The 24435-nt window shown below is 61.1% G+C and carries 18 protein-coding genes; 11 read left to right on the top strand and 7 right to left on the bottom strand.

Annotated elements, in window-relative coordinates; all coding sequences use genetic code 11:
- Positions 1–249: 249 nt before the first annotated feature.
- From NTD87_RS08740 to cmoB, 10 genes are all read left to right on the top strand, one after another.
- Entirely contained in the window at positions 250–1224 is a 975-nt protein-coding gene (locus NTD87_RS08740; RefSeq protein ID WP_262113294.1) for an isocyanide synthase family protein, read from the top strand.
- Positions 1225–1263: 39 nt separating this feature from the next.
- Positions 1264–2124: a TauD/TfdA dioxygenase family protein gene (locus NTD87_RS08735; protein ID WP_262113293.1), complete on the top strand. Its 861-nt coding sequence runs from the start codon at positions 1264–1266 to the stop codon at positions 2122–2124.
- A 10-nt stretch (positions 2125–2134) separates the two neighbouring features.
- Positions 2135–3409: a glycosyltransferase gene (locus NTD87_RS08730; protein WP_262113292.1), complete on the top strand. Its 1275-nt coding sequence runs from the start codon at positions 2135–2137 to the stop codon at positions 3407–3409.
- A 359-nt stretch (positions 3410–3768) separates the two neighbouring features.
- Entirely contained in the window at positions 3769–5151 is a 1383-nt protein-coding gene (locus tag NTD87_RS08725) for a carbohydrate porin (protein WP_262113291.1), read from the top strand.
- 126 nt (positions 5152–5277) lie between these two features.
- Positions 5278–7689, top strand: coding sequence for a glucose/quinate/shikimate family membrane-bound PQQ-dependent dehydrogenase (locus NTD87_RS08720; protein ID WP_262113290.1), 2412 nt, complete (start codon positions 5278–5280; stop codon positions 7687–7689).
- A 395-nt stretch (positions 7690–8084) separates the two neighbouring features.
- Positions 8085–10505: an endopeptidase La gene (gene lon, locus NTD87_RS08715; protein ID WP_262113289.1), complete on the top strand. Its 2421-nt coding sequence runs from the start codon at positions 8085–8087 to the stop codon at positions 10503–10505.
- Between the two features lie 180 nt (positions 10506–10685).
- Entirely contained in the window at positions 10686–11078 is a 393-nt protein-coding gene (locus tag NTD87_RS08710; protein ID WP_262113288.1) for a protease inhibitor I42 family protein, read from the top strand.
- A gap of 2 nt (positions 11079–11080) precedes the next feature.
- Positions 11081–11716: a lysoplasmalogenase gene (locus tag NTD87_RS08705; RefSeq protein ID WP_262113287.1), complete on the top strand. Its 636-nt coding sequence runs from the start codon at positions 11081–11083 to the stop codon at positions 11714–11716.
- Between the two features lie 153 nt (positions 11717–11869).
- Complete coding sequence (cmoA, locus tag NTD87_RS08700) at positions 11870–12649, top strand: carboxy-S-adenosyl-L-methionine synthase CmoA (RefSeq protein ID WP_262113286.1); 780 nt, start codon at positions 11870–11872, stop codon at positions 12647–12649.
- Positions 12646–13602 (top strand): tRNA 5-methoxyuridine(34)/uridine 5-oxyacetic acid(34) synthase CmoB, encoded by a 957-nt coding sequence (gene cmoB, locus NTD87_RS08695; protein WP_262113285.1) that lies wholly within the window; start codon positions 12646–12648, stop codon positions 13600–13602. Before cmoA ends, cmoB begins: the two co-directional genes overlap by 4 nt.
- Before the next feature lie 167 nt (positions 13603–13769).
- Here the strand turns inward: cmoB and tadA are convergent, their stop codons facing one another.
- The 7 genes from tadA to treP form a co-directional block, all read right to left on the bottom strand.
- The gene (gene tadA, locus NTD87_RS08690; RefSeq protein ID WP_262113284.1) at positions 13770–14267 is read right to left on the bottom strand and encodes a tRNA adenosine(34) deaminase TadA; all 498 of its coding nucleotides are present in this window, start codon (positions 14265–14267) and stop codon (positions 13770–13772) included.
- Positions 14267–15643: a multicopper oxidase family protein gene (locus tag NTD87_RS08685; protein ID WP_262113283.1), complete on the bottom strand. Its 1377-nt coding sequence runs from the start codon at positions 15641–15643 to the stop codon at positions 14267–14269. Before NTD87_RS08685 ends, tadA begins: the two co-directional genes overlap by 1 nt.
- Positions 15644–15891: 248 nt before the next feature.
- Positions 15892–16182, bottom strand: a complete 291-nt coding sequence (locus NTD87_RS08680; RefSeq protein WP_262113282.1) for a PTS transporter subunit EIIB — start codon at positions 16180–16182, stop codon at positions 15892–15894.
- Positions 16183–16184: 2 nt separating this feature from the next.
- Positions 16185–18719: a phosphoenolpyruvate--protein phosphotransferase gene (gene ptsP / locus NTD87_RS08675; protein WP_262113281.1), complete on the bottom strand. Its 2535-nt coding sequence runs from the start codon at positions 18717–18719 to the stop codon at positions 16185–16187.
- Positions 18720–18937: 218 nt separating this feature from the next.
- Complete coding sequence (locus NTD87_RS08670; protein WP_262113279.1) at positions 18938–20161, bottom strand: maltoporin; 1224 nt, start codon at positions 20159–20161, stop codon at positions 18938–18940.
- Between the two features lie 96 nt (positions 20162–20257).
- Positions 20258–21907, bottom strand: a complete 1650-nt coding sequence (treC, locus tag NTD87_RS08665) for an alpha,alpha-phosphotrehalase (RefSeq protein ID WP_262113277.1) — start codon at positions 21905–21907, stop codon at positions 20258–20260.
- A gap of 117 nt (positions 21908–22024) precedes the next feature.
- Positions 22025–23467, bottom strand: a complete 1443-nt coding sequence (treP, locus tag NTD87_RS08660) for a PTS system trehalose-specific EIIBC component (RefSeq protein WP_262113275.1) — start codon at positions 23465–23467, stop codon at positions 22025–22027.
- 236 nt (positions 23468–23703) lie between these two features.
- Between treP and treR the strand changes: the two genes are divergently transcribed.
- Complete coding sequence (gene treR, locus NTD87_RS08655; protein ID WP_262113273.1) at positions 23704–24408, top strand: trehalose operon repressor; 705 nt, start codon at positions 23704–23706, stop codon at positions 24406–24408.
- Positions 24409–24435 lie beyond the last annotated feature (27 nt).

The following is a 24435-nucleotide window of genomic DNA, read 5'->3' as shown; positions in this document are numbered from 1 at the left end:
TTCGAACGAAAAAAGTAGAAGAAGGCGCGCACCTTAGCCGAGGGGGTCGCGCGGTGGAAGAGCATCAGGCAACGGTGTTCGTCAGATGCCGAGTTAACTGTAGGCGACTTCCAGGCAATCAACAGCCGCGCAAACACCCCATGCGTCCGCGTAAAAAAAACCAAAACATATACATATGTACCGCACCCCGCCCTATCGCCCCCTTCACGCTGGCGTTCTCTTGTTTCCTACAACAAATGGAGCTCTTTCGTGCAAGGAATCACTAACAAGTCCCGCGCCTCAATCATCCTCGACGAAATCCTGCAGTACCGCCGACGCTTTTCGGCGATCGACCAGGACATCAGCGCAGAAAACAACCTCGTCAGGCAAATCCAACTGCCGCGCATCGAAGCCTTCGTGGCGCAGAACCGCCCCATCCAGTTTGTGCTGCCGGCATTTCCAGCCAAATCACCGAACCCGAACAAGGTACTGGGCGACGTGCCGGACATGGCGGAAAAACTCTCACTGACGTTTCTCAATGAGGTCTGCCACAGCATCCAGCAGCACTACGCACCGGGTGCCCGGCTGACGATCTGCTCCGACGGTCATGTGTTCTCCGACCTGATCGGCGTCCCGGACGACACCATCAACGTCTACCAGGGCCAGATCAAAGCACTGATACGTGATGAAAAACTGTTGCACCTGGATGTGCTGAACCTGGGGGATATTCAGGAGTTTTCCGCGCTGACTGGCGACTACAACGCCCTGCGCGAAACGCTGATCAACGGTTATGCCGACCCGCTGGAAGACATCCGTGATCAGTTGATCAGTGACGAAGACGGCACGCGGCTGTACCGCGCCATCACCCGTTTCCTCTATGAAGACGGCCTGCTGCCAGACTATTCGGGCTCCAAAACCGCCCTGCAACGCGATGCCCGGCAACGTGCCTACGGGGTGATCCAGAGCAGTTGGGCCTGGGGCAATCTGTTGGCCCGGTGCTTCCCCGAGGCCATCCGCCTGTCGATCCATCCGCAACCGGCATCGAGCCTGAAAATGGGCATCCACATGCTGCCGACCAAGGACGACTGGCTGACACCCTGGCATGGCACTGCCGTGAAAGTCGACGGCACCTTCGTGCTGATGAAGAAAGCCCAAGCCCTGAAAATCAACGCCAAGCCGGTGTGGGTCGATGGCCTGCACAGCCATTACCAGGTCACTACGCAGGCCAATGCCAACGTGGCTTGAACGCTGCGTCCTCTCCGTCTCTACGTCCGGTGAATCACCATGAACACTCACGCCATCAACGACAAACCGTCCTTGCATACCATGGATAATCTGCCCTTCGGCTTGCTGATCCGTCCCACATTCAGCGGACAAACCGTTGAACAATTGCCTGTCAGCGAACTGCGGGCCCTGGCCCGCGAGCACCATCTACTGATCCTGCGCGGGTTCGCCCCGACCTTTGTCGATTCACCGTCGCTGACCCGCTATGCCGAGCAGTGGGGCACGATCAAGATGTGGCCATTCGGCGCGGTGCTGGATGTGCGCGAGCATCTGGATGCCACCGACCATATCTTTGATCACAGCAGCGTCCCCTTGCATTGGGATGGCATGTACAAGCCGACTATCCCGGAATTCCAGCTGTTCAACTGCCTGAAGGCACCGGCAGAAAACCAGGGTGGCTGCACCACCTTCCTCAACACCCGCGCATTGCTTGCAGATGCGCCGCCCGAGCGGCTGGAGCTGTGGAAAACCATTGAGGTGACCTACCGGATCCAGAAAGTCGTGCACTACGGCGGCGAGGTCTGCTCGCCCTTGCTCGTCCCCGACCCACGCGATGGGCAGTGGGTGTTGCGCTACAACCAGCCTGCCGAAAAAGACACGCGTTTCCTCAACCGCCATGCGCTGGAGTACCACGGCCTTGCGCCTGAACAGGTTGCGCACTTTGAACAGGACCTGCATGAACGCCTGCACGACCCGCGTTTTTTCTACGCCCATGCCTGGCAACAGCACGACGTAGTGATCGCTGACAATTTCTCTTTGCTGCACGGTCGCGAAGCCTTCACCAGCCGCTGCACCCGGCACTTGCAACGGGTGCATATCCACGGCTCGCCGGTGTGCACCAACACCGCACTCAAACGATAAGGACATCACCATGGCACGCATTCTGATTGCCGCAACCGCAACGCCGGGGCACGTTTTCCCCTTGCTGAAAATCGCCGAGTCGCAGGTCCGGCAGGGACATCAGGTCGCTGTACTCAGCGGCCAGTTGTTTCGCCAGGAAGTCGAAGCCACCGGTGCGCAGTTCCATCCCTTCGATGAACGCATCGATTTCGACTACCGCCATCTGGAAAGCCACTTCCCGCTGCGCGCCACGCTGCCACCCGGCCCGGCGCAAATGGCGCTGGCGCTGAAGAACTTCTTCGCCGACGCCATGCCGTTGCAGGATCAGGACTTGCGCCGATTGATCAGCGAGCACTCACCTGACGTGGTGCTGATCGAAAACACCTTTTACGGTGCCCTGCCGCTGCTGCTCGGCCCGCGGGCTCAGCGGCCGAAGATTGTTTGCATCGGCGTCACGCCGCTGACCTGGTCTTCGCGCGATTCGATTTTCTACGGGCCGAGGATTCCCCCAGCGCTGCTGCCCGACGACCTCAGCCGAAGCACCTTGATCGAACCGACTACTCAACAACTGATTGAAGAGGTGCAGACGTATTTCAACGCCAAGCTCAGCGAACATGGGTATCCGCTGCTGCAATCGGCAGTCACCGACAGCCTGATTCTCAACGCGGATCGATTCCTCCAGCTCTCCACCACAGCCTTCGAATACCCTCGCGCGGATCTGCCGGACAGCGTGCGCTTCGTCGGACCGCTGACCGTCAAGCGCCCCTCGCCCCACACCGTGGCCGACCTGTTTCCTGGCGACGAGCGGCCGTTAGTGGTGGTTACCCAAGGCACCCTGGCCAACGCTGACTTGAACCAGTTGTTGTTGCCGACTCTTCGGGCGCTGGCCGATTTGCCGGTCAAGGTGCTGGCACTCACCGGCGGACGTTCGAGCGATGCGCCGATACCGGACAATGCCCGGCTCACCGACTTCGTGTCCTACGATCAGGTGCTACCCAAGACATCGGTGTTCATCACCAACGGTGGTTACGGCGCGGTCAACGGCGCGCTCTGTCATGGGGTACCGATCATCGTTGCCGGCATCGGTGAAGACAAAGCCGAAACCGCTGCGCGAGTGGTCTGGGCCAGGTGCGGGATCAATCTGGGCACCAGTTATCCGGCAGAGCGGGCAATTGCCGATGCGGTGCAGCAGATACTGCAAACACCTGCGTTTCGCACGAACGCCCGCGCCATTGCCAAGGACTTTTCACGGCATGACGCTCTGGCGCAGATAGTGAGCGAACTGTGTGGCGAGGGAGCTGGCTAACCGGATCCCACTGCCGTAGCAGCTGTCGAGCCTGCGAGGCTGCGTTCGGCCGCGGAGCGGTCGTAAAATCAGGCGGCGCGTTCTTCCAGGCAAACCGCGTATACAGGATTTGCGAGGACTTCGTCATCGAACGCAGCCTCGCAGGCTCGACAGCTGCTACGAGCGTAGAACAGCAAGATACCTATGCGTTGTTCTCACTATTACCAAATCCGAAATGATCCATGTCAGGAAAAGCCCTTTCTCTGCGTGTAACAGATCATTATCCTTGCGCCCCTTAAAGCTGAAACGCTTCACCTGCCCGATTCACCCTCGCAGCGTTCAGCTCTCTCCCCCCATAAAAGACCAAGAATTCCTTCTCTATGCCCGACATTCAGACTTTGCGAGACAGCGCTGTCCGCCCCACTATTGCCGCCCGAAAAGCCACGACCCTGATCGGTGGACTCAGCGCCCTGGGCCTTGCCACCTGCGTTCAGGCTGCCCCTGCATTCGATAGTGACTCACCGTGGATGCTCGGCGACTGGAACGGCACTCGCACAGAACTCGCGGAAAAAGGCTACGACTTCAAACTCGACTACACCGGCGAGATGGGCAGCAACCTGCACGGCGGCTACGACCACGATCGCACCGCGCGCTACAGCGACCAGTTCGGTCTCGGCACGCACCTGGACCTGCAAAAAATCCTCGGCTGGCACGACGCGGAATTTCAGCTGACTGTCACCGAGCGCAGCGGTAACAACATCAGCAACGACCGGATCAACGATCCACGGGTCGGCGGTTTCACCTCGGCCCAGGAAGTCTGGGGCCGTGGCCAGACCACGCGGTTGACGCAAATGTGGTATCAGCAAAAATTCTTCGATCAGAAGCTCGACATCAAGGCCGGCCGCTTTGGTGAAGGCGAAGACTTCAACAGCTTCCCCTGCGACTTCCAGAACCTGGCGTTCTGCGGCTCTCAGGTCGGCAACTGGGCGGGCGGCATCTGGTACAACTGGCCAGTCAGCCAATGGGCGCTGCGGGTCAAATATCACCTGACGCCTGAGCTCTACGCGCAAGTCGGCGCCTATGAACAGAACCCGTCGAACCTGGATCGTGACAACGGCTTCAAGCTCAGCGGCAGCGGTACCCAGGGCGCGGTGTTGCCGGTGGAACTGGTGTGGACGCCAAAGCTCAACGGCCTGCCGGGCGAATACCGCGCCGGTTACTACTACAGCAGCGCCAAGGCCACCGACGTCTACAAGGACAGCAACGGTCAGCCGGCAGCCTTGAGCGGTGAAGCCTATCGCAGCGCATCGAGCAAGCACGGCGTCTGGCTGGGCGTGCAGCAACAGCTGACCAGCCGCGCCAGCGATAACTCGCGGGGCCTGAGTGTGTTCGCCAACGGCACGATGCACGACAAGAAGACCAACGCCATCGACAACTACGTCCAGGCCGGCGTCGTCTACAAAGGCCTGTTCGACGCCCGCAGCAAGGACGACATCGGCTTCGCCATGGCCCGGGTTCACGTCAACCCGGCCTACCGCAAAAACGCCGAGGCGACCAATCAGGCGCACGCGGTCTTCGACTACAACGACCCGACCTATTTGCCGCCGCAAGACACCGAATACAGCGCCGAACTCTATTACGGCGTGCACCTGACCAACTGGCTGACCGTGCGCCCGAACCTGCAATACATCCGCCATCCCGGAGGGGTGAATGAGGTCGATGACGCGCTGATCGGCGGGATCAAAATCCAGTCGTCGTTCTAACTAACGCTACAAAACCCTGTGGGAGCGAGCCTGCTCGCTCCCACAAGGATTGCATCTACCGAACCTTTTTTACTCAAACCTGCCCGCGCCTGCGGGACTACTTGAAACATCACGGAGAACCACACTATGAGCACTGAGGGTGCTTTGAGTCGAAGCCGTCTGTTGCCGAGCCTGCTCGGTATCGTGCTTCTGCTAATGGGCCTGGCCTTGCTGGCCGGGGGGATCAAGCTGAGCATGCTCGGCGGCTCGCTGTACTACCTGCTGGCCGGTATCGGCCTGGTGCTGACCGGGATTTTGCTGCTGGCAGCCCGCCGTGCGGCGCTGGGCCTGTACGCACTGGTGCTGTTTGCCAGTACGGTGTGGGCGCTGTGGGAAATCGGCCTCGACTGGTGGCAACTGGTGCCGCGACTGTCGTTGTGGTTCGCCCTTGGCGTGGTCCTGCTGTTGCCGTGGTTCCGCCGCCCGTTGCTGCGTGACGGCGCCGCCCCACTGGGCACCGCTGCGCTGAGCGTGGCCGTGGTGCTGGCCGGTGCCACCGCCATTGCCAGCCAGTTCACCCATCCCGGTGAAATCATCGGCGAGTTGGGCCGCGACACTGCCGACATGACCAGCACCGCACCAGCAATGCCCGAAGGTGAGTGGCAGGCCTATGGCCGCACCGAATTCGGCGACCGCTACTCGCCGCTGAAGCAGATCACTCCAGCCAACGTCGGCAAACTGCAGGAAGCCTGGCGTATCCGCACCGGCGACCTGCCGACCGCCGACGACCCGGTGGAGTTGACCAACGAGAACACCCCGCTGAAGGTCAACGGCATGCTCTATGCCTGCACCGCCCACAGCAAGGTACTGGCACTGGACCCGGACACCGGCAAGGAAATCTGGCGTTTCGACCCGCAGATCAAGAGCCCGATAGGCTTCAAGGGCTTCGCCCACATGACCTGCCGTGGCGTCTCTTACTACGATGAGAACGACTACGCCAAGGCTGACAACGCTTCGACCACCGTCATCTCCGAGGCTGGCAAGGCCGTTGCGCAAGCCTGCCCGCGTCGTCTGTACCTGCCCACCGCCGATGCTCGTTTGATCGCGATCAACGCCGACACCGGCAAGGTCTGCGAAGGCTTTGGCAATCACGGTGTGGTTGACCTGACCCAAGGCATCGGCCCGTTCACCCCCGGCGGCTACTACGCCACCTCGCCGGCGGCGATCAGCCGTGATCTGGTGATCATGGGCGGTCACGTCACCGACAACGAGTCGACCAACGAGCCGTCCGGCGTGATCCGCGCCTTCGACATTCGCGACGGTCACCTGGTGTGGAACTGGGACAGCGGCAACCCGGAGGCGACCGAGCCTTTGGCGCCGGGCCAGATCTACACCCGCAACTCGCCGAACATGTGGTCGCTGGCCAGCGTCGACGAGAAACTGGGCATGGTTTACCTGCCGCTGGGCAATCAGATGCCTGACCAGTGGGGTGCCGACCGCACGCCAGGCGCGGAAAAATTCAGCGCCGGCCTGGTGGCCCTGGACCTGGCCACCGGCAAAGTGCGCTGGAACTACCAGTTCACCCACCACGACCTGTGGGACATGGACGTCGGCAGCCAGCCGACCCTGCTCGACCTGAAGACCGCCGACGGCATCAAGCCGGCGCTGATCGCTCCGACCAAGCAGGGCAGCCTGTATGTGCTCGACCGTCGCGATGGCACACCGATCGTGCCGATTCGCGAGATCCCGGCGCCGCAAGGCGCGGTCCCTGGCGACCATACTGCCCCGACCCAGGCGCGCTCGGACCTAAACCTGCTCGGCCCGGACCTGACCGAAAAAGCCATGTGGGGCGCCAGCCCGTTCGACCAGATGCTCTGCCGCATTCAGTTCAAGGAACTGCGTTACGAAGGCCAGTACACCCCACCGTCGTTGCAGGGCAGCCTGATCTATCCGGGTAACGTCGGTGTGTTCAACTGGGGCAGCGTATCGGTCGACCCGGTTCGCCAGATGCTGTTCACCAGCCCGAACTACATGGCGTTCGTCTCGAAAATGATCCCTCGCGCCGACGTGGCTGCCGACAGCAAGCGCGAAAGCGAGACCGCTGGCGTACAGCCCAACACCGGCGCGCCGTATGCGGTGACCATGCACCCGTTCATGTCGCCGTTCGGCGTACCCTGCCAGGCCCCGGCCTGGGGCTATGTCGCCGGTATCGACCTGACCACCAACACAGTGGTGTGGAAGCGCAAGAACGGCACCAGCCGCGACAGCTCGCCACTCCCTATCGGCCTGCCCATCGGCGTACCAAGCATGGGCGGCTCGATCGTCACCGCCGGTGGCGTCGGCTTTCTCAGCGGCACCCTGGACCAGTACCTGCGCGCTTATGACGTCAACAGCGGCAAGGAACTCTGGAAGTCGCGCCTGCCGGCCGGCGGCCAGGCCACACCGATGACCTACACCGGCAAGGACGGCAAACAGTACGTGCTGCTGGTTGTTGGCGGTCATGGTTCGCTCGGTACCAAAATGGGCGACTATGTGATTGCTTACAAACTGTCGGAATAAGCGTTAACGGCAGTAAAGAAGAAGGCGACTACCGCGAGGTAGTCGCCTTTTTTGTGGGCGATCAAGGAGCAAGCACAGCCCCAAACCGTAGCAGCTGCCGAGCCTGCGAGGCTGCGTTCGAGGACGAAGTCCTCGCAAATCCTGAATCCACGTTTTACCTGGAAGAACGCGCGGCCTGACTCAACGACTGCTTCGTCCGAACGCGGCCCGAGCCGAACGCAGCCTCGCAGGCTCGGCAGCTGCTACGGTCGGTTGTCAGGCCGCCATCGCGAGCAAGCTCGGCTCCTACGGTTTGGCGAAGACCTCTTGCGAAACACCCGCTAACAACTCCCCCCCATTGAAACCAGCCCCCACCTGCCCCATCTAACTCTCATACCCCATTGTGCAGGTGCCCCATGAGCGACCAGCAGGAATTCCCGGAAGACCCGAGCGACTACGCCGACCCCGAAAACGCCGAACACCCTACCTCCTCAGGCAAAGGCCTGGCCCTGCCCGGCCAGAACCTGCCGGACAAGGTCTACATCATCCCGATTCACAATCGCCCGTTCTTCCCGGCGCAAGTGCTGCCGGTGATCGTCAATGAAGAGCCCTGGGCCGAAACCCTGGACCTGGTGGCCAAGTCCGAGCATCACTCGCTGGCACTGTTCTTCATGGACACCCCGCAGGAAGACCCTCGGCATTTCGACACGTCCGCCCTGCCGCTGTACGGCACCCTGGTGAAGGTCCATCACGCCAGCCGCGAAAACGGCAAGCTGCAATTCGTCGCCCAGGGCCTGACCCGCGTGCGCATCCGCACCTGGCTCAAGCACCATCGCCCGCCGTACCTGGTGGAAGTCGAATACCCGCACCAGCCGAGCGAGCCGACCGATGAGGTCAAGGCCTACGGCATGGCACTGATCAACGCGATCAAGGAACTGCTGCCGCTCAATCCGCTGTACAGCGAAGAGCTGAAAAACTACCTCAACCGCTTCAGCCCCAACGATCCGTCGCCGCTGACCGACTTCGCCGCCGCCCTGACCTCGGCCACCGGTAGCGAGCTGCAAGAAGTGCTCGACTGCGTGCCGATGCTCAAGCGCATGGAAAAAGTCCTGCCGATGCTGCGCAAGGAAGTCGAAGTCGCGCGGTTGCAGAAAGAAATCTCCGCCGAGGTGAATCGCAAGATCGGCGAGCACCAGCGCGAGTTTTTCCTCAAGGAACAGCTCAAGGTCATCCAGCAAGAGCTGGGGCTGACCAAGGACGACCGCAGCGCCGACATCGAGCAGTTCGAGCAGCGGCTGGTGGGCAAAGTCCTGCCGCCACAGGCGCAGAAGCGTATCAGCGAAGAAATGAACAAGCTGTCGATCCTCGAAACCGGCTCGCCGGAATACGCCGTGACCCGCAATTACCTGGAATGGGCGACCGCGGTGCCGTGGGGCGTTTATGGCGAGGACAAACTCGATCTCAAACACGCGCGCAAAGTGCTCGACCGCCATCACGCCGGGCTCGACGACATCAAGGACCGAATCCTCGAATTTCTTGCGGTCGGCGCTTACAAAGGCGAGATCGCCGGTTCCATCGTGCTGCTGGTCGGCCCGCCGGGCGTGGGTAAGACCAGCGTCGGCAAATCCATCGCCGAGTCGCTGGGGCGGCCGTTCTATCGCTTCAGCGTCGGCGGCATGCGTGACGAAGCCGAGATCAAGGGCCACCGCCGCACCTACATCGGTGCGCTGCCGGGCAAGCTGGTTCAGGCGTTGAAAGACGTTGAAGTGATGAACCCGGTGATCATGCTCGACGAAATCGACAAGATGGGCCAAAGCTTCCAGGGCGACCCGGCCTCGGCGCTGCTGGAAACCCTCGACCCGGAACAGAACGTCGAATTCCTCGACCATTACCTGGACCTGCGTCTGGATTTGTCGAAAGTGCTGTTCGTCTGCACCGCCAACACCCTGGACTCGATCCCCGGCCCCTTGCTCGACCGGATGGAAGTGATTCGCCTGTCGGGTTACATCACCGAAGAAAAAGTCGCCATCGCCAAACGGCACCTGTGGCCGAAACAACTGGATAAGGCCGGTGTGTCGAAAACCAGCCTGTCCATCAGCGACAGCGCGCTGAAAGCCTTGATCGACGGTTACGCCCGCGAAGCCGGGGTGCGGCAGTTGGAAAAACAACTGGGCAAACTGGTGCGCAAAGCGGTGGTCAAGCTGATCGACGAGCCAAAAACCGTGATCAAGATCGGCCCCAAAGACCTCGAAGCCTCACTCGGCATGCCGGTGTTCCGTAACGAACAAGTGCTGTCCGGCACCGGAGTCATTACAGGCCTGGCGTGGACCAGCATGGGTGGCGCGACCTTGCCGATCGAAGCCACACGCATCCACACCCTCAACCGCGGTTTCAAACTCACCGGGCAACTGGGTGACGTGATGAAGGAATCGGCCGAGATCGCCTACAGCTACGTCAGCTCGCACCTCAAGCAATTCGGTGGCGACGCGAAGTTCTTCGACGAAGCCTTCATCCACCTCCACGTGCCAGAAGGTGCAACACCGAAAGACGGCCCGAGCGCCGGCGTGACCATGGCCAGTGCCCTGCTCTCGCTGGCACGCAACCAGCCACCGAAAAAAGGCGTGGCCATGACCGGCGAACTGACGTTGACCGGGCACGTGCTGCCGATTGGCGGCGTGCGCGAGAAGGTGATTGCGGCGCGGCGGCAGAAGATCTTCGAACTGATCTTGCCGGAGCCTAACCGTGGCAGTTTTGAAGAATTGCCGGAGTACCTGAAGGAAGGGATCACCGTGCACTTTGCCAAGCGGTTTGCGGATGTGGCGAAGGTGTTGTTCTGACCATTTTGTAGCGCCTGAACCACCGCCATCGCGAGCAGGCTCGCTCCCACAGGGTTATCGCAATTCCTGTGGGAGCGAGCTTGCTCGCGATGGGGCCGGTACTGACAACCTGCCCGTCACACTTTGTCTCATCTTCGGTTATGCTCGCCGTTCGTCGTGAACTCCGGAGCCACTGACCTTATGTCCCCCACCCGCCTGTTTCTCCCCTTGAGCCTCGCCCTGCTGGCCGCCTGCGCCACTCAACCGAAACAGAACGTGACGGTGGAAAAACAGAGCGAATGCCCGGTGCAGTTGAACAACGGGCAACACCTGATCCTGACCCTGCCGAGCAACCCGACCACGGGTTATCGCTGGGCTATCCAGGATTCGGCCGGCGGTGTGCTGCGGGCGATCAGCCCTGAGGTTTACACCAACCCGGAAAACAGCGGCCTGGTGGGCAGTGGCGGGCAATCGACCTGGCGCTTTCAGGCCTTCGCCGCGGGCAACGGGCGTTTACGTCTGACCTATCAACAGCCGTGGGAACCGGAAGTCACGCCTGCGCAAACCTTCGACTGCTCGATTTCGGTTCACTGATCGTGGGCTGGCTGATTCTGGCGCTGATGGGCGCGGTGACCTTTCTCTACGGGGTGAGCGTTCACGCCGAGTTGCTGTGTCTGTTGGTCAAACCGTTGCCGGTGCTGGCGCTGCTCGGCTGGTTACACGACGCACCGCCCAGCGACTATCGGCGCTGGATCAGCCTGGGTCTGATCTTTTCCCTGCTCGGCGATGTACTGCTGGCGTGGCCTGGGGATTTGTTCGTGTTTGGTCTGGGTGCGTTTCTGGTGGCGCACCTGGCGTACTTGAAGGCGTACTTGAGTGATTGCCGGCGGTTGGCGCTGGTGCCACTGATCTTCGCGCTAGGCGTCGGTGCCGTGCTGTTGGGGATTCTGATTTCCCATGGCCTGGGGCCGTTGCTGATCCCAGTGATCGTTTACGGCGTGGCCATCAGCGCCATGCTTTGGAGGGCGCTGGCCCGTTTGGGCAGTGACGTGCCCAAACGCTCGGCACTGTTGGCGGCCGGTGGCGCGCTGGCGTTTGTGTTCTCCGACAGCGTGATCGGCCTCAGCCGCTTTGTGTGGCCATTCGACGTCGCACCCTACGTGATCATCCTTAGCTACTGGCTGGGGCAATGGGGGATTGCGGCGTCGGCGTTCCACCAGAAACCACGCTGAATCCATCGCGAGCAGGCTCGCTCCCACAGGTATAGCGCTGTACTTGTGGGAGCGAGCCTGCTCGCGATAGCGGTATCACTGACGACACAAACTTCAGCGCCTGCCCGGCGGTTTATCAGACAACCCGCGCATCCGCGCGCCAAGTTGGCTAAAATGCCGGCCTTTTCCACATCCGCCGCTGGAACCGCCGTGAGCAAAGAATCCGATCGCCTTTTCGCCCAGCCCCTGGCCCAGGTGCCTGACTTCGCCTTTAACGAGGACGTGGTGCGGGTGTTCCCGGACATGATCAAGCGCTCGGTGCCGGGTTACCCGACCATTGTCGAAAACCTCGGCGTACTCGCGGCGCAATTCGCCCAGCCCAACAGCGTGCTCTACGACCTTGGTTCGTCCTTGGGCGCGGTGACCCAGGCCCTGCGTCGTCACGTGCGCACCGACGGTTGCCAAGTGATCGCTGTGGATAACTCGGCGGCGATGGTCGAGCGCTGCCGCGAATACCTCAACGCTCAGGACTCGATGTTCCAGGAGCTGCTGCCGGTTGAAGTGATCGAAGGCGACATCCTCGCGCTGGCGTTCAAGCCGGCCTCGGTGGTGGCGCTGAACTTCACCCTGCAATTCATCGCCCGGGATGAGCGTACTGCACTGCTGAGCCGCATCCGCCAGTCGCTGTTACCGGGCGGTGCGCTGATCCTCTCGGAAAAGCTGCGCTTCGAAGACGCCGAAGAACACGCGCTGCTCACCGACCTGCACATCGCCTTCAAGCGCGCCAACGGCTACAGCGAGCTGGAAATTGCCCAGAAGCGCAGCGCCATCGAAAACGTCATGAAGCCCGACAGCCTCGAAGAACACCGCGAACGCCTGCTGGCGGCCGGGTTCTCGAAAGTCGTGCCGTGGTTCCAGTGTCTTAACTTTGCCTCGTTGATTGCCTTGCCATGATTGATCTGTCCCCCCTCGCCCGCCGTCTGGCCGGTACGCCGCTGGCCGATTGGGCCAACACCCTGCAAGCGCAACTCGATGTAAAAATGGAAAAGGGTCACGGCGACCTGGAGCGTTGGCAGAGTGCGCTGGACGCCTTGCCGAAGATTCAGCCGAGCGAAGTTGATCTGCTGAACGGCTTGACCCTCGACACCGACTGCGACGATGAAACCCGCACACAAATGCGCACCGCGCTGATGGGCTTGTCGCCATGGCGCAAAGGCCCGTTCGACCTGTTCGGCGTGCACGTCGATACCGAATGGCGTTCGGACTGGAAGTGGTCGCGGGTCGCCCCGTACCTGAACCTCAAGGGCAAACGCATCCTCGATGTCGGCTGCGGCAACGGCTATTACATGTGGCGCATGCTCGGTGCCGGTGCCGACAGCGTGATCGGCGTCGACCCGAACTGGCTGTTCTTCTGCCAGTTCCAGGCGGTGCAGCGTTACCTGTCCGAACCCTCGGCCTGGCACCTGCCGTTTCCTTTCGAAGACCTGCCGCCGAACCTGGAAGGCTTCGACACGGTGTTTTCCATGGGCGTGTTCTACCACCGCCGCTCGCCGATCGAGCATTTGCTGGCGTTGAAGGATTGCCTGGTCAAAGGCGGGGAGTTGGTGCTGGAAACGCTGGTGATCGAAGGCAACGAGCAACAAGTGCTGGTGCCGGAAGACCGGTATGCACAGATGCGCAACGTCTGGTTCCTGCCGTCGGTGCCGGCGCTGATGCTCTGGCTGCGCCGCGCAGGCTTCAGCGATGTGAAGTGTGTGGATGTCAGCGTGACCACGGTTGAAGAGCAACGCGGGACCGAGTGGATGAAGTATCAGTCACTGAGCGATTTCCTCGACCCTGAAGATCACAGCAAAACGATTGAAGGCTTGCCGGCGCCGATGCGTGCGGTGATCGTCGCCCGCAAATAACCGCCAATCTCCCTGCCAATAGAGATCAAAATGTGGGAGCGAGCCTGCTCCGGGCGGCGTTCCGACGATGGCGACCTGACATTCAACATTGATGTTGGATGTTCCGGCCTCATCGTCGGAACGCCGCCCGGAGCAGGCTCGCTCCCACAGTTGATTTGTGTTGTGCCTCAGATCGCGGGCTTGGCCCTTCGCGCCTTGAAAAACTCGCTCAACACCGCCCCGCACTCGTCGGCCAATACCCCACCCTCGACCAGTACCCGGTGGTTGAGAAAACCCTGGGTGAAAAACTGCCCCTGGCTTTGCACGATCCCCGCCTTGGGTTCCAGCGCCCCGTAGACCACTCGGGCAATCCGCGAATGCACGATCAAACCGGCGCACATGCTGCACGGTTCCAGCGTGACGTAGAGCGTGCTGCCTGGCAGCCGATAGTTGCTCACGGCCTGCGCCGCGGCGCGGATCGCGACCATTTCGGCGTGGGCGCTGGGGTCGCTGCCACTGATCGGGCAATTGAAACCGCGACCGATGATTTCACCGTCCTGCACCAGCACCGCGCCCACCGGCACTTCACCGAGGGCGGCACCTTGCGCGGCCAGCGCCAGGGCTTCACGCATGAAGTCCTGATCGCGGCTGCGGTCGATGATTTGCGCGGGGCGTATCTGACGCATCAGGCCACCTCGATGGCGGCCATCAGGCCGGTTTCCATGTGGTCGATCACATGGCAGTGGAACATCCATACCCCAGGGTTATCCGCCACCAGCGCCACTTGGGCGCGCTCGTTCTTGCCTAGCAGGTAGGTGTCGGTGAAGTACGGGGTGATCTTTTTGCGGTTCGAGGCAAGGACCTTGAAACTCATGCCGTGCAAGTGGACCGGGTGCTGGTACTGGGTCATGTTTTTCAATTCGAAAATGTAGCTTCTGCCTTTCGCAAGCTTAGCAATCGGACGGTCGGCGCAGGTTTTATCGGTGATGTCCCAGGCCTTGCCGTTGATCTGCCAGAGGCTCGGCGGCTTGCCATTATCGACGTTCACCGACACCGAGCCCACCCATTCGAAATTGAAGTTGAGTTTCTCGGCATTGGCGATGTCCGGCTCGGAAATCGGATTGGCCGGCAGCGCGGGTGGCCACTGGGTTGGCGCGTCCGTATTGGCCACCGAGCGCAACGTGCCAATGCGCACCGGCCCATTGCGCAGGGACAACTCTTCACCGGCCGCCGGGGCCTTGATCGCCAGGCAAATGCGCATGCCCGGGCCCAGCCAGTATTCCTTGCCCAGCGGACGCGGCTCGATGGGGTTACCGTCCAGCGCGTAGATCTGCGCTTCGACGCCCGGAATGTTGAGGCGGTAGGTCAGGGTGTTATCGAGGTTCAGCAGACGCACCCGGGTGATCTGCCCGGCCGGCAAGTCGATCACCGGCAGCGGCACGCCGTTGATGGTCGATAGTCGTCCCGCCGTCCCGCCACGGGCCGCTTCGCGGGGAACGCTGAACGGCACGAAGGCGCCCTCTTCATCGACGTGCCAGCTCTTGAGGCTCAGCGTCTTCTCGTATTTGAAGCCGGTGGGTTCGCGTTCTTCAATGATCAGTGGCCCGACAAGTCCGCGACCCAACTCCTGGCTGCTGTTCACGTGCGGGTGATACCAATAGCTGCCGGCGTCCGGCACACGGAACTTGTAGTCGAAATACTCGCCCGGCAGCACCGGCAGTTGCGAGACGTACGGCACGCCGTCCATCTCCAGCGGCAGACGGATGCCGTGCCAGTGAATCGTGGTGGGCACCGGCAAGTGGTTGATGAAGCGCACCCGCAGCCATTCGCCCTGGCGCACCCGCAGTTCGGTGCCCGGCGCCGACGGGCCGAAAGCCCAGGCCTCGGTCTTGTGCCCCGGCACCAACTCGACATCCAGCGGCGCGGCGATCAGTTCGTAATCGTGACCCGCGTTGGCGTCTGCCATTTTCCCCAGCCAGTAACGCGATGCACCACCGGCCCCGACGCCCACCACTGCCAGACCGGCCAGACCACCCAGTATTTGTCGACGGGTAAAGGACATGAACTCAACAACCTCACGTATCAGCCGCGGGCCTGACGCCCGCAAAAGGCGAATACGATACACCTGCGGTTGAGAAACAGTAAGGGCAACAAGGGAACGCACATCACCTGTGGCGAGGGAGCTTGCTCCCGCTGGGGCGCGAAGCGGCCCTAAAACCTGCAATCGCATTCCGTCAGACACAGCGCGCTGGATGGTTTACGACTGCTTCGCAGCCGAGCGGGAGCAAGCTCCCTCGCCACAGGTTTCGGTTAGGCTTCCAATCCGGTGATCAAATGCACCACGCCACCCGCCAACATCATCACCCCCGGAACACCCGCCGCACGCAAGGCCGTCGCATCCAACTGCGCGGCACTGTTCAACTCCACCCGTACCCGCGTCAGGGCAATGCGCTGTTGGGATTTGAGGTTAGCCGCGCCACCCAGTGCTGCGATGACGCTCGGCGTCAGCAATGCTGAAGACGAGCGCGCCACCTTCGGCTCATCCACCAGCAGATCCGGGGTCAATGCCTTCCAGAACGCCCGTTGCATTTTCTCGAACATGTTCAGTTCTCCAACACCTGTGAAGTTTCGACCGTCGCCTGTTGTTGCAAATACAAGGCCTCGCGGACCTGCTCGGCGCTCTCCAGCCCCAGCACCTGGTGCGCGATAGCCTGACAGTCACTGAGTTCGACCTCACGAATCGCCGCCTTGATCGCCGGAATCAACGGCACGCTGACCGACAGCTCATCCACCCCCAGCCCCAGCAACAGCGGCACGGCCAGGGTCTCCGACGCCAGCGCGCCACACACTCCGACCCACTTGCCATGGGCATGGGCGGCCTTCACGGTGCTGGCGATCAGGCGCAGCACCGAGGGATGAAAACTGTCGGCCTGGCTGGCCAGACGCGGGTGATCGCGGTCCATGGCCAGGGTGTATTGGGTCAGGTCGTTGGTGCCGATGGAGAAGAAATCCACCTCGGGCGCAAACAGGTCCGCCATCAACGCCGCCGCCGGGACTTCGATCATGATGCCCAGTTTCGGCAGCTCCATTAGCCCGAGCGCCAGCGCCTCTTCTTCGAGCATCTGCCGCGCCAGGCGAAGCTCCGACAGTTGGCTGACCATCGGCAACATGATGTGCAGACGAGCCAACCCGACACTGCTCAGAATCGCCCGCAATTGCTCGCGCAACAGCTGCGGACGCTCCAGGCACAAGCGAATCCCGCGCATGCCCAGAAACGGATTGGCCTCGCTGTCCATTGGCACGTAGGCCAAGGGTTTGTCACCGCCGACATCCAGCGTGCGCACCACCAGATTGCGTTGCGGGCCCAGTGCTCGGGCGATGGCGCTGTAGGTGTTGGCCTGTTCATCAGGGCTCGGCGCCAGACTGCGCTGTTGATACAGAAACTCCGAACGCAACAGGCCGACCCCCTCGGCTCCCAGGCTCATGGCCTGCTCGGTTTCGGCCAGCGAAGCAACGTTGGCCGTGACTTCGAAGCGATGGCCGTCGCGGGTAACGGCTGCCTCGGCAGCGTTTTCCAGCTCGTATTGATGACGCTGGCGTTGCTGCTGGCGCTTGGTGTGCAACTGCTCAATGTCCTGTGCTGCCGGGTCCAGGTGCAATTCGCCCTTGTCCGCATCGAGCAGCACCCGGGTGCCACTGGCCAGCGACAGCACCTGCACCGGTAAACCGCACACCGCCGGCAAACCCAGGGCCCGGGCGAGAATCGCCACATGGCTGGTGGCGCCTCCGCCCACGGTGGCGAAGCCCAGTACTTTGCCGGTATCCAGGGCGGCGGTCTGCGACGGTGTCAGTTGTTCGGCAATCAAAATCGCCTGATCCGGCAGCTCCCAGACACCGTCCGGCACCCCGAGGATCAGCTTGAGCACACGCTGGCCGACATCCATCAGGTCCAACGCCCGCTCGGCGAGCAACGTGCTGCCCAGCGACTTGAACAGCGTAGCGGTGGCTTGCGTGGCGCTGTTCCAGGCGAACGCCGCACTCTTGCCCTCAGCGATCAGGGCCTGGGTTTGCTCCAACAGGCTCGGGTCTTCCAGCAACTCCTGATGCGCCTTGAAGATGTCCGCCTGCGTCTCGCCTGCCGCGTTGTCACGCAAGCGTTGCAGCGCCTGCGTCGCGAGTGTCAGTGCACGCTCCAGCGACTCGCGCTCCACGCGTTGATCGGCAGCAAACTCAGGCATCTCCAGGGTGCGCTCAGCCACCTGCACCACGTGCCCAAAGGCTGAGCCCGCCGAAGCACAGACGCCGCGCAACAGCGTCGTCGACACCACCTGCGCCTGAACCACCGGCGCTACGACCGCCACCTCAGCAATGGCCTCACCACAGCCGTCCGCCAATAATCGGGTCAGCGTGCTGATTGCCAATTCGGCATCTTCGCCCACCGCACTGACCTGCAATGCATCACCATGAACCGTCTGCAACGCCATGATCGCCACCAGGGACTTGGCGTTGGCGCTGTCCTGCTGCTTGTGCAGGCAAATGCTTGCCGCAAACCCTTTCGCCGCCTGCGCAAAAACCGCCGCCGGGCGCGCGTGCAGGCCATTGGGGTTCGGCAGGTGGATCGGTTTGGAGAACAGCGCTTCGCCCTCCTCCTGCGCAACACTGGAACGCGGATCGCCAAGGCTCAGGCGCAACACGGGTTGAGCGCACGCCACCAGCCCGCTGTCGGGTGTCAGCAGGCTGAAAGGCTCGCCACTGACCACCAGCATCAAGGTCAACAGACTGCGGGCATGCAGGGCGACATAGTCGGCATCGAACTCGATCAACGGCTGCCCGGCCTCGACACGCTGACCCTGCTCGACCAAGGCGCTGAACCCCTGCCCCGCCAGGTTCACGGTATCCAGGCCAATGTGCAGCAACACCTGCACGCCGCTGTCATCGGTGATGCTGATCGCATGGCCACTGTGTTGAAGGTTGCTGACCACACCGGCCAACGGTGCACAAAGGACCTGCGAGGTCGGGTCGATGCACAGACCGTCGCCGATCACCCGGCTGGCGAACACCGGGTCCGGCACGTGATCAAGCGGCATCAGCACCCCGGACAGCGGCGCCAGCAATTGCAATGGTTGGGTTAGGGTCATGACTTCACCTGCGGTTTTGTTCTGTGTAGATACATTGAGCAGCACTGCACTGTGTAGCAGCTGGCGCAGCCTGCGTTCGGCTGCGCAGCAGTCGTAAAATCAGGCACCACGGTGATTCAGATTAACCGAGGATGCAGGATTCACGACTGCTGCGCAGCCGAACGCAGGCTGCGCCAGCTGCTACAGAAGCGAGTTGAGTCTGCAGCTAATAACCGTACTTATTTCCACCAGTACTCGACCTGCAATCCGACGTTTGCACCGTGCAGTGCCGTGCCGAAGGCGCCGGTGTCGGATAACGCCGAACCCGCCGCCAACTCATTGGCCGCACGCTTGGCCGCCTCGTTCCAACTGGCGTAGGTGTAATACAACCGCACCTCTGGACGTTCCCAGAAACCCGGTCCTTTTGGCGACCAGGTCGGGGCAAAAGTGAACTTGCTCAACTTGCGCGTACCGCCTGGGGCCTCGACCTGATCGTGACCCAGCTCGGTGACCAGTTTGAATTGATCGGTGATCGCATACGACGGGCGAACCCCGAGGGAAATCCAGTTCTGGCCGTTACCGTCCGGGCGAATGTCCTTTTGGTAGACCGCTTCGACCTGGCCACCAAAACGCGGTGTCACCTGCCAGTCGAAGAACTCCACCAGCCGGTAGCTCTTGTTGCTGTCGTCCAGCCCCACATCGCCGGTATAGCCCAGCCCGGTGCCCGGCCCTTCGCCGTATTGCAGCGCCAGTTTGTTTTTGCCGCCGAGGAAGTCTTTCTGCACGTGCTGGGCGGTGATCGCCCAACCTGCGTGAGCGTCACGACGGTCGGGTTTGTCGATGTAGCTCAGGCCAAACTCCAGCTCACCGCCAGGGTTGGTCTTAAACCCTGCGACGTTGAAATCCTGCCGGGTGACGTAGTCCTTCTGGTACAGGTTGTCCTTGCGCGAAAAGGCGTAGCTGTATTTCAGATCGCCAATTTTTACGTCCTCGATACCGCCGCCGGTAGCGCTCTGGTTCCAGTAGTAGAAGTCGGAAATATGGATGTCGTTCCGTTTGTAGTAGCGCCGACCGGCCCACAGCGAACCGCCGTTGAGGCTCGGCAGGTTCGACCATTGGGCGTACATCTGCGGCATCCGTACCGAGCCGTTGTCGCCCTGGAACGTCAGGTTGCGGTCGTACTGGTTGTACAGCGAGGCCATGCCATCGACGCTGAACACCGAGCCATCATCGAGAGTCAGCAGGTCCTGACGTAACTCCAGCTCCGCGTATTGCTCGCACTCGTTTCCCAGACGGTACTTCGACTCCGCGCCAGGCAGTTTGAAGCACGATTGCGAACTGCCGTTGACCGTGGTTCCGACGCCGCTACGCAAGTAACCGGCGAACTCCAGAGCCTGGGCCGAGAACGGCAATACCAGGCACACGCACGATGCTGCAAGGCTGCGATTTATTGTTGTTTTCAAGAGCCACCCCATTATTTTTATTGTGCTCATCCAGCAAAAACTGCGCGCAAAAAGCCCCCGCGCAGTGCTCTGCGAGTTGTTTGAAAAATGTGTTTTTTAGTGGTCGGTCAGGTGCAGAACGAACGATTCGTACGGCCGCAGGAACAGCTGCCGATTACGTGTCTCGCCATTCGGGTAGTTGCTGATCACCAGGCGTTGCAACATGCACTCGGTGATCACCCGCTCCGGTAACTCGACTTCACAGGCCGTGCCGTAGAAGTTGTTCACCACCAGCAGACGCTCGCCGCAGCCTTCGCGCAGATAAACCCAGACCTGCGGGTGCGTGGGCAAGAGCTGGCGATACACGCCGTCCGACATCAACGGTTCGCTGCGGCGCAAGGCAATCAACTGGCGATAGTGGTGCAGCACCGAAGTCGTGTCGTCGAGCTGGTTTTCGACGTTGATCAGCGTGGCGTTGGCCGGCACGCCGATCCACGGTTCGGCACTGCTGAAACCGGCGTTCGGCTGAGCATTCCAGTGCATGGGGGTGCGACTGTTGTCGCGGGATTTCTGCATGATTGCGGCCATGCTCGACGCCTCGGACTCCCCCGCCTCGCGCTTGAGGCGATAGATGTTCAGGGTCTCGACATCGCGGTACTGCTCAATGTGCTCGAAACCCGGGTTGGTCATGCCCAACTCTTCGCCCTGGTAGACGAAGGGCGTGCCCTGAAGAAAGTGCAGCGCGGTGCCGAGCATCTTCGCCGAGACCACCCGGTGTTCGCCGTCATCGCCAAACCGCGACACCACGCGCGGTTGGTCATGGTTACACCAGAACAGCGCATTCCAGCCGCCGCCGGCCTGCATCCCGGTCTGCCAGTCGGAGAGAATGCGCTTGAGTTCAAGGAAGTCGAAGTCGGCGCGAACCCACTTCTGCATGTTTGGGTAATCGACCTTCAGGTGATGGAAATTGAAGGTCATCGACAGCTCTTTCGAGTCCGGCCGCGAATAGCGAATGCAATGTTCCAGGCTGGTGGATGACATCTCGCCGACGTTGATCAGGTCATGACCTTCGAAGACTTCGCGGTGCATTTCCTGCAAATAGTCATGCACGTTCGGGCCGTCGGTGTAGAAGCGCCGACCGTCTGTGTTGTCCTCGGGAAAGTCTGCCGGTTTGGAGATCAGGTTGATCACGTCCAGACGGAAACCGCCCACACCCTTGTCACGCCAGAAACGCATCAGTTTGAACACTTCAGCGCGCACCTGCGGGTTATCCCAGTTCAGGTCGGCCTGGGTGTGGTCGAACAGGTGCAGAAAGTACTGGCCGGTTTGCGCCTCGTACTCCCAGGCCGAACCGCCGAACTTGGATTCCCAGTTGTTCGGCTGGTCGCGCCAGATGTAGAAATCACGGTATGGGTTATCAAGACTGCTGCGCGCTTGCTGGAACCAGGTGTGCTCGATGGAGGTGTGGTTGACCACGATATCGAGCATCAACTTGATCCCGCGTTTACCAGCCTCGGCGATCAGCAACTCACAGTCGGCCATGGTCCCGTAACTCGGGTCGATGGCGTAGTAGTCGCTGATGTCGTAGCCGTTATCGCGTTGCGGCGAACGCAGGAACGGGGTGATCCACAGGCAATCGACACCCAGCCAGTGCAGGTAATCGAGCTTGGCCACCACCCCGAGCAGATCGCCCGTGGGGTTGCCGGCGTGGCTGTGAAAACTCTTCGGGTAGATCTGGTAGATCACCGAACGCTGCCAGTCTTGCATGGCGCAATTCCTTCAATTGGTTTTGTACTGGCCCTGAGGGCCTCATCGCGAGCAGGCTCGCTCCCACAATGAAATGCGAAACCCTGTGGGAGCGAGCCTGCTCGCGATAGCGATCTGTCAGGCAACGCGATACCCGGGCCGAACGATTTTCATGCTCAAACCACAGGTCAAAACAAACGGCACGACCATGGCGATGACCATGCCGATCACAAACATCGGGATGAACTGCGGAATGATCGAGATGAAACCGGGCAACCCGCCGACACCAATCGCCGAGGCCTGGACCTTGTTCAGCGACAGGAACACGCAGCCCAGTGCCGAGCCGATCAAGGCTGCGTAAAACGGAAATTTGTAGCGCAGGTTGACGCCGAACATTGCAGGTTCGGTGATGCCGAAATAAGCAGAAATCGCTGAGGTCGAGGCCATGCTTTTATCCCGCGCACTGCGGGTCATGTAGAACACCCCGAGTGCCGCGCTGCCTTGGGCGAGGTTGGACATGACAATCATCGGCCAGATGAAGGTGCCGCCCTGAGTGGAAATAAGCTGCAGGTCAACCGCGAGGAACATGTGGTGCATGCCAGTGATGACCAGCGGCGCATAGAGCAGACCGAAAATCGCCCCGCCGACCATCGGCGCCAGGTCGAACAACGTCACCACGCCTTCGGTGATCAGAATCCCCAGGTGACGGGTTACCGGACCGATCACCGCCAGTGCCAGCACGCCGGTCACGACGATGGTGGTAATCGGCACCACCAGCAGTTGGATGGCATTGGGCACCCGTGCCCGCAGCCATTTTTCGATGACGCTCATCACGTAGGCGGCCATCAGGATCGGCAGGATCTGCCCCTGGTAACCGACCTTCTCGATCTTGAACCAGCCAAAAATGTCGAAGTACGGCAGGCTCTGGCCGTCCAGCCCGGCCACCGCCTTGCCGTAGTTCCAGGCGTTGAGCAGGTCCGGGTGAACCAGCATCAAACCGAGCACGATGCCCAGGATTTCACTGCCGCCAAAACGCTTGGCCGCCGACCAGCCGACCAGCGCCGGCAGGAACACGAACGAGGTGTTGGCCATCAGGTTGATCAGGCTCCAGACACCGTCCAGTGTCGGATAGGCCTCAAGCAGGGTCTTGCCCGCAATGAACATGCCCTTGGCGCCGATCAGGTTGTTCACGCCCATCAGCAACCCGGCAATGATCAGCGCCGGCAGAATCGGCATGAACACATCGGAGAACACCCGCACCAGCCGCTGCATCGCGTTGGCTTTGTCGGCGCCCTTCTGTTTCACATCGGCGATGGTCGAGGCGGCGAGACCGGTCTGCAGACGCAGCGCGGCGTAGACCTTCTCTACTTCGCCGGGACCGATGACCACCTGGAACAGGCCGCCGGTGAAGAACGAACCTTTGACCAGGTCGATCTGGTTCAGCGTCGCGCTGTCGACCAGGTTGGGGTCTTTGAGGGCCAGGCGCAGACGCGTGACGCAGTGCGCGGCCTGTTCAAGGTTGTCGCTGCCACCGAGGCTCTGAAGCAGCTCGCTGGCGATAGTCGCGTAATCGTGGCTCATGCTTTTTCATCCACTGTGTTTTTTTGTTGTTTGGCAGCATGCCGAAGCGAAAAGTACTCGTCTGTACGAGTTAATGCAACAACTCGTACAGACGAGTTTCATTTTGTTTATCCACAACCCGACCAGCGGCGATATTTCCGACCGCCAAGACACGCCTGTCATCAGCGCAATAGACAAACCGTCACGCGTTCCCTAAGGTTCCTGCCTTCAGTACAACGCGGCACTGAGCCATTCCCATGAGCAAATACAACCAGATCTACAGCGATCTGCTTGCCAGTATCACCACCGAACGCCTGGAACGCGGCGCCCGGCTGCCTTCCGAAACCGAATTGATGGACAGCTACCAGGCCAGTCGCGGCACCGTGCGCAAAGCTATCGAACTGCTTCAGGAACGCGGTTTCGCGCAAAAAATTCACGGTAAAGGCACCTTCGTGCTGTCGCCCAGCCCGATCGAATTCCAGCTCGGCGGTATCGTCAGCTTTCAGGAAACCTACCCAAGGCTGGGCAATGACGTCAGCACCGAGGTGGTGGAGTTCGAGCAGATTCCCCTGCAAGGCGCGCTGCTCGAACACCTGAAAGCCGAAGAAGGCAGCCTGATCACGCGGATCAAGCGCGTGCGTCGAATCGATGGGAAAAGGGTCATCCTGGACATCAACCACTTCGTCGCCGACCTCATTCCGGGGCTGAACCGCGAGATCGCCGAGCACTCGATCTATGCGTTCATCGAACAGACGCTGCAACTACAGATCAGCTACGCACAACGCACCATCGAAGCCGTACCGCGAGGCAAGGACGACCAGCAGCACCTTGACCTTGAGGGCCAAAGCCATGTGATCGTGGTCAGCAACCAGACCTTTTTGCAGGATGGCCGGCAGTTCGAGTACACCGAGTCGCGGCATACCCTGGACAAGTTCTACTTTTCGGACGTGGCCAGGCGCTGACCCTACACGGCCCCGGATAGCATTGGG

Origin of the sequence: Pseudomonas sp. 6D_7.1_Bac1 (assembly GCF_025465945.1) — a bacterium.
Lineage (GTDB): Bacteria > Pseudomonadota > Gammaproteobacteria > Pseudomonadales > Pseudomonadaceae > Aquipseudomonas.
Note: the sequence above shows the minus strand (reverse complement) of the source record. Positions and strands in the feature narration are given on the sequence as shown.

Coding starts and splice junctions, on each gene's coding strand:
- NTD87_RS08735 (WP_262113293.1), top strand. CDS start 1,264: ATGAACACTCACGCCATCAACGACAAACCGTCCTTGCATACCATGGAT.
- NTD87_RS08730 (WP_262113292.1), top strand. CDS start 2,135: ATGGCACGCATTCTGATTGCCGCAACCGCAACGCCGGGGCACGTTTTC.
- NTD87_RS08725 (WP_262113291.1), top strand. CDS start 3,769: ATGCCCGACATTCAGACTTTGCGAGACAGCGCTGTCCGCCCCACTATT.
- NTD87_RS08720 (WP_262113290.1), top strand. CDS start 5,278: ATGAGCACTGAGGGTGCTTTGAGTCGAAGCCGTCTGTTGCCGAGCCTG.
- lon (WP_262113289.1), top strand. CDS start 8,085: ATGAGCGACCAGCAGGAATTCCCGGAAGACCCGAGCGACTACGCCGAC.
- NTD87_RS08710 (WP_262113288.1), top strand. CDS start 10,686: ATGTCCCCCACCCGCCTGTTTCTCCCCTTGAGCCTCGCCCTGCTGGCC.
- cmoA (WP_262113286.1), top strand. CDS start 11,870: ATGCCGGCCTTTTCCACATCCGCCGCTGGAACCGCCGTGAGCAAAGAA.
- cmoB (WP_262113285.1), top strand. CDS start 12,646: ATGATTGATCTGTCCCCCCTCGCCCGCCGTCTGGCCGGTACGCCGCTG.
- tadA (WP_262113284.1), bottom strand. CDS start 14,267: ATGCGTCAGATACGCCCCGCGCAAATCATCGACCGCAGCCGCGATCAG.
- NTD87_RS08685 (WP_262113283.1), bottom strand. CDS start 15,643: ATGTCCTTTACCCGTCGACAAATACTGGGTGGTCTGGCCGGTCTGGCA.
- NTD87_RS08680 (WP_262113282.1), bottom strand. CDS start 16,182: ATGTTCGAGAAAATGCAACGGGCGTTCTGGAAGGCATTGACCCCGGAT.
- ptsP (WP_262113281.1), bottom strand. CDS start 18,719: ATGACCCTAACCCAACCATTGCAATTGCTGGCGCCGCTGTCCGGGGTG.
- treC (WP_262113277.1), bottom strand. CDS start 21,907: ATGCAAGACTGGCAGCGTTCGGTGATCTACCAGATCTACCCGAAGAGT.
- treP (WP_262113275.1), bottom strand. CDS start 23,467: ATGAGCCACGATTACGCGACTATCGCCAGCGAGCTGCTTCAGAGCCTC.
- treR (WP_262113273.1), top strand. CDS start 23,704: ATGAGCAAATACAACCAGATCTACAGCGATCTGCTTGCCAGTATCACC.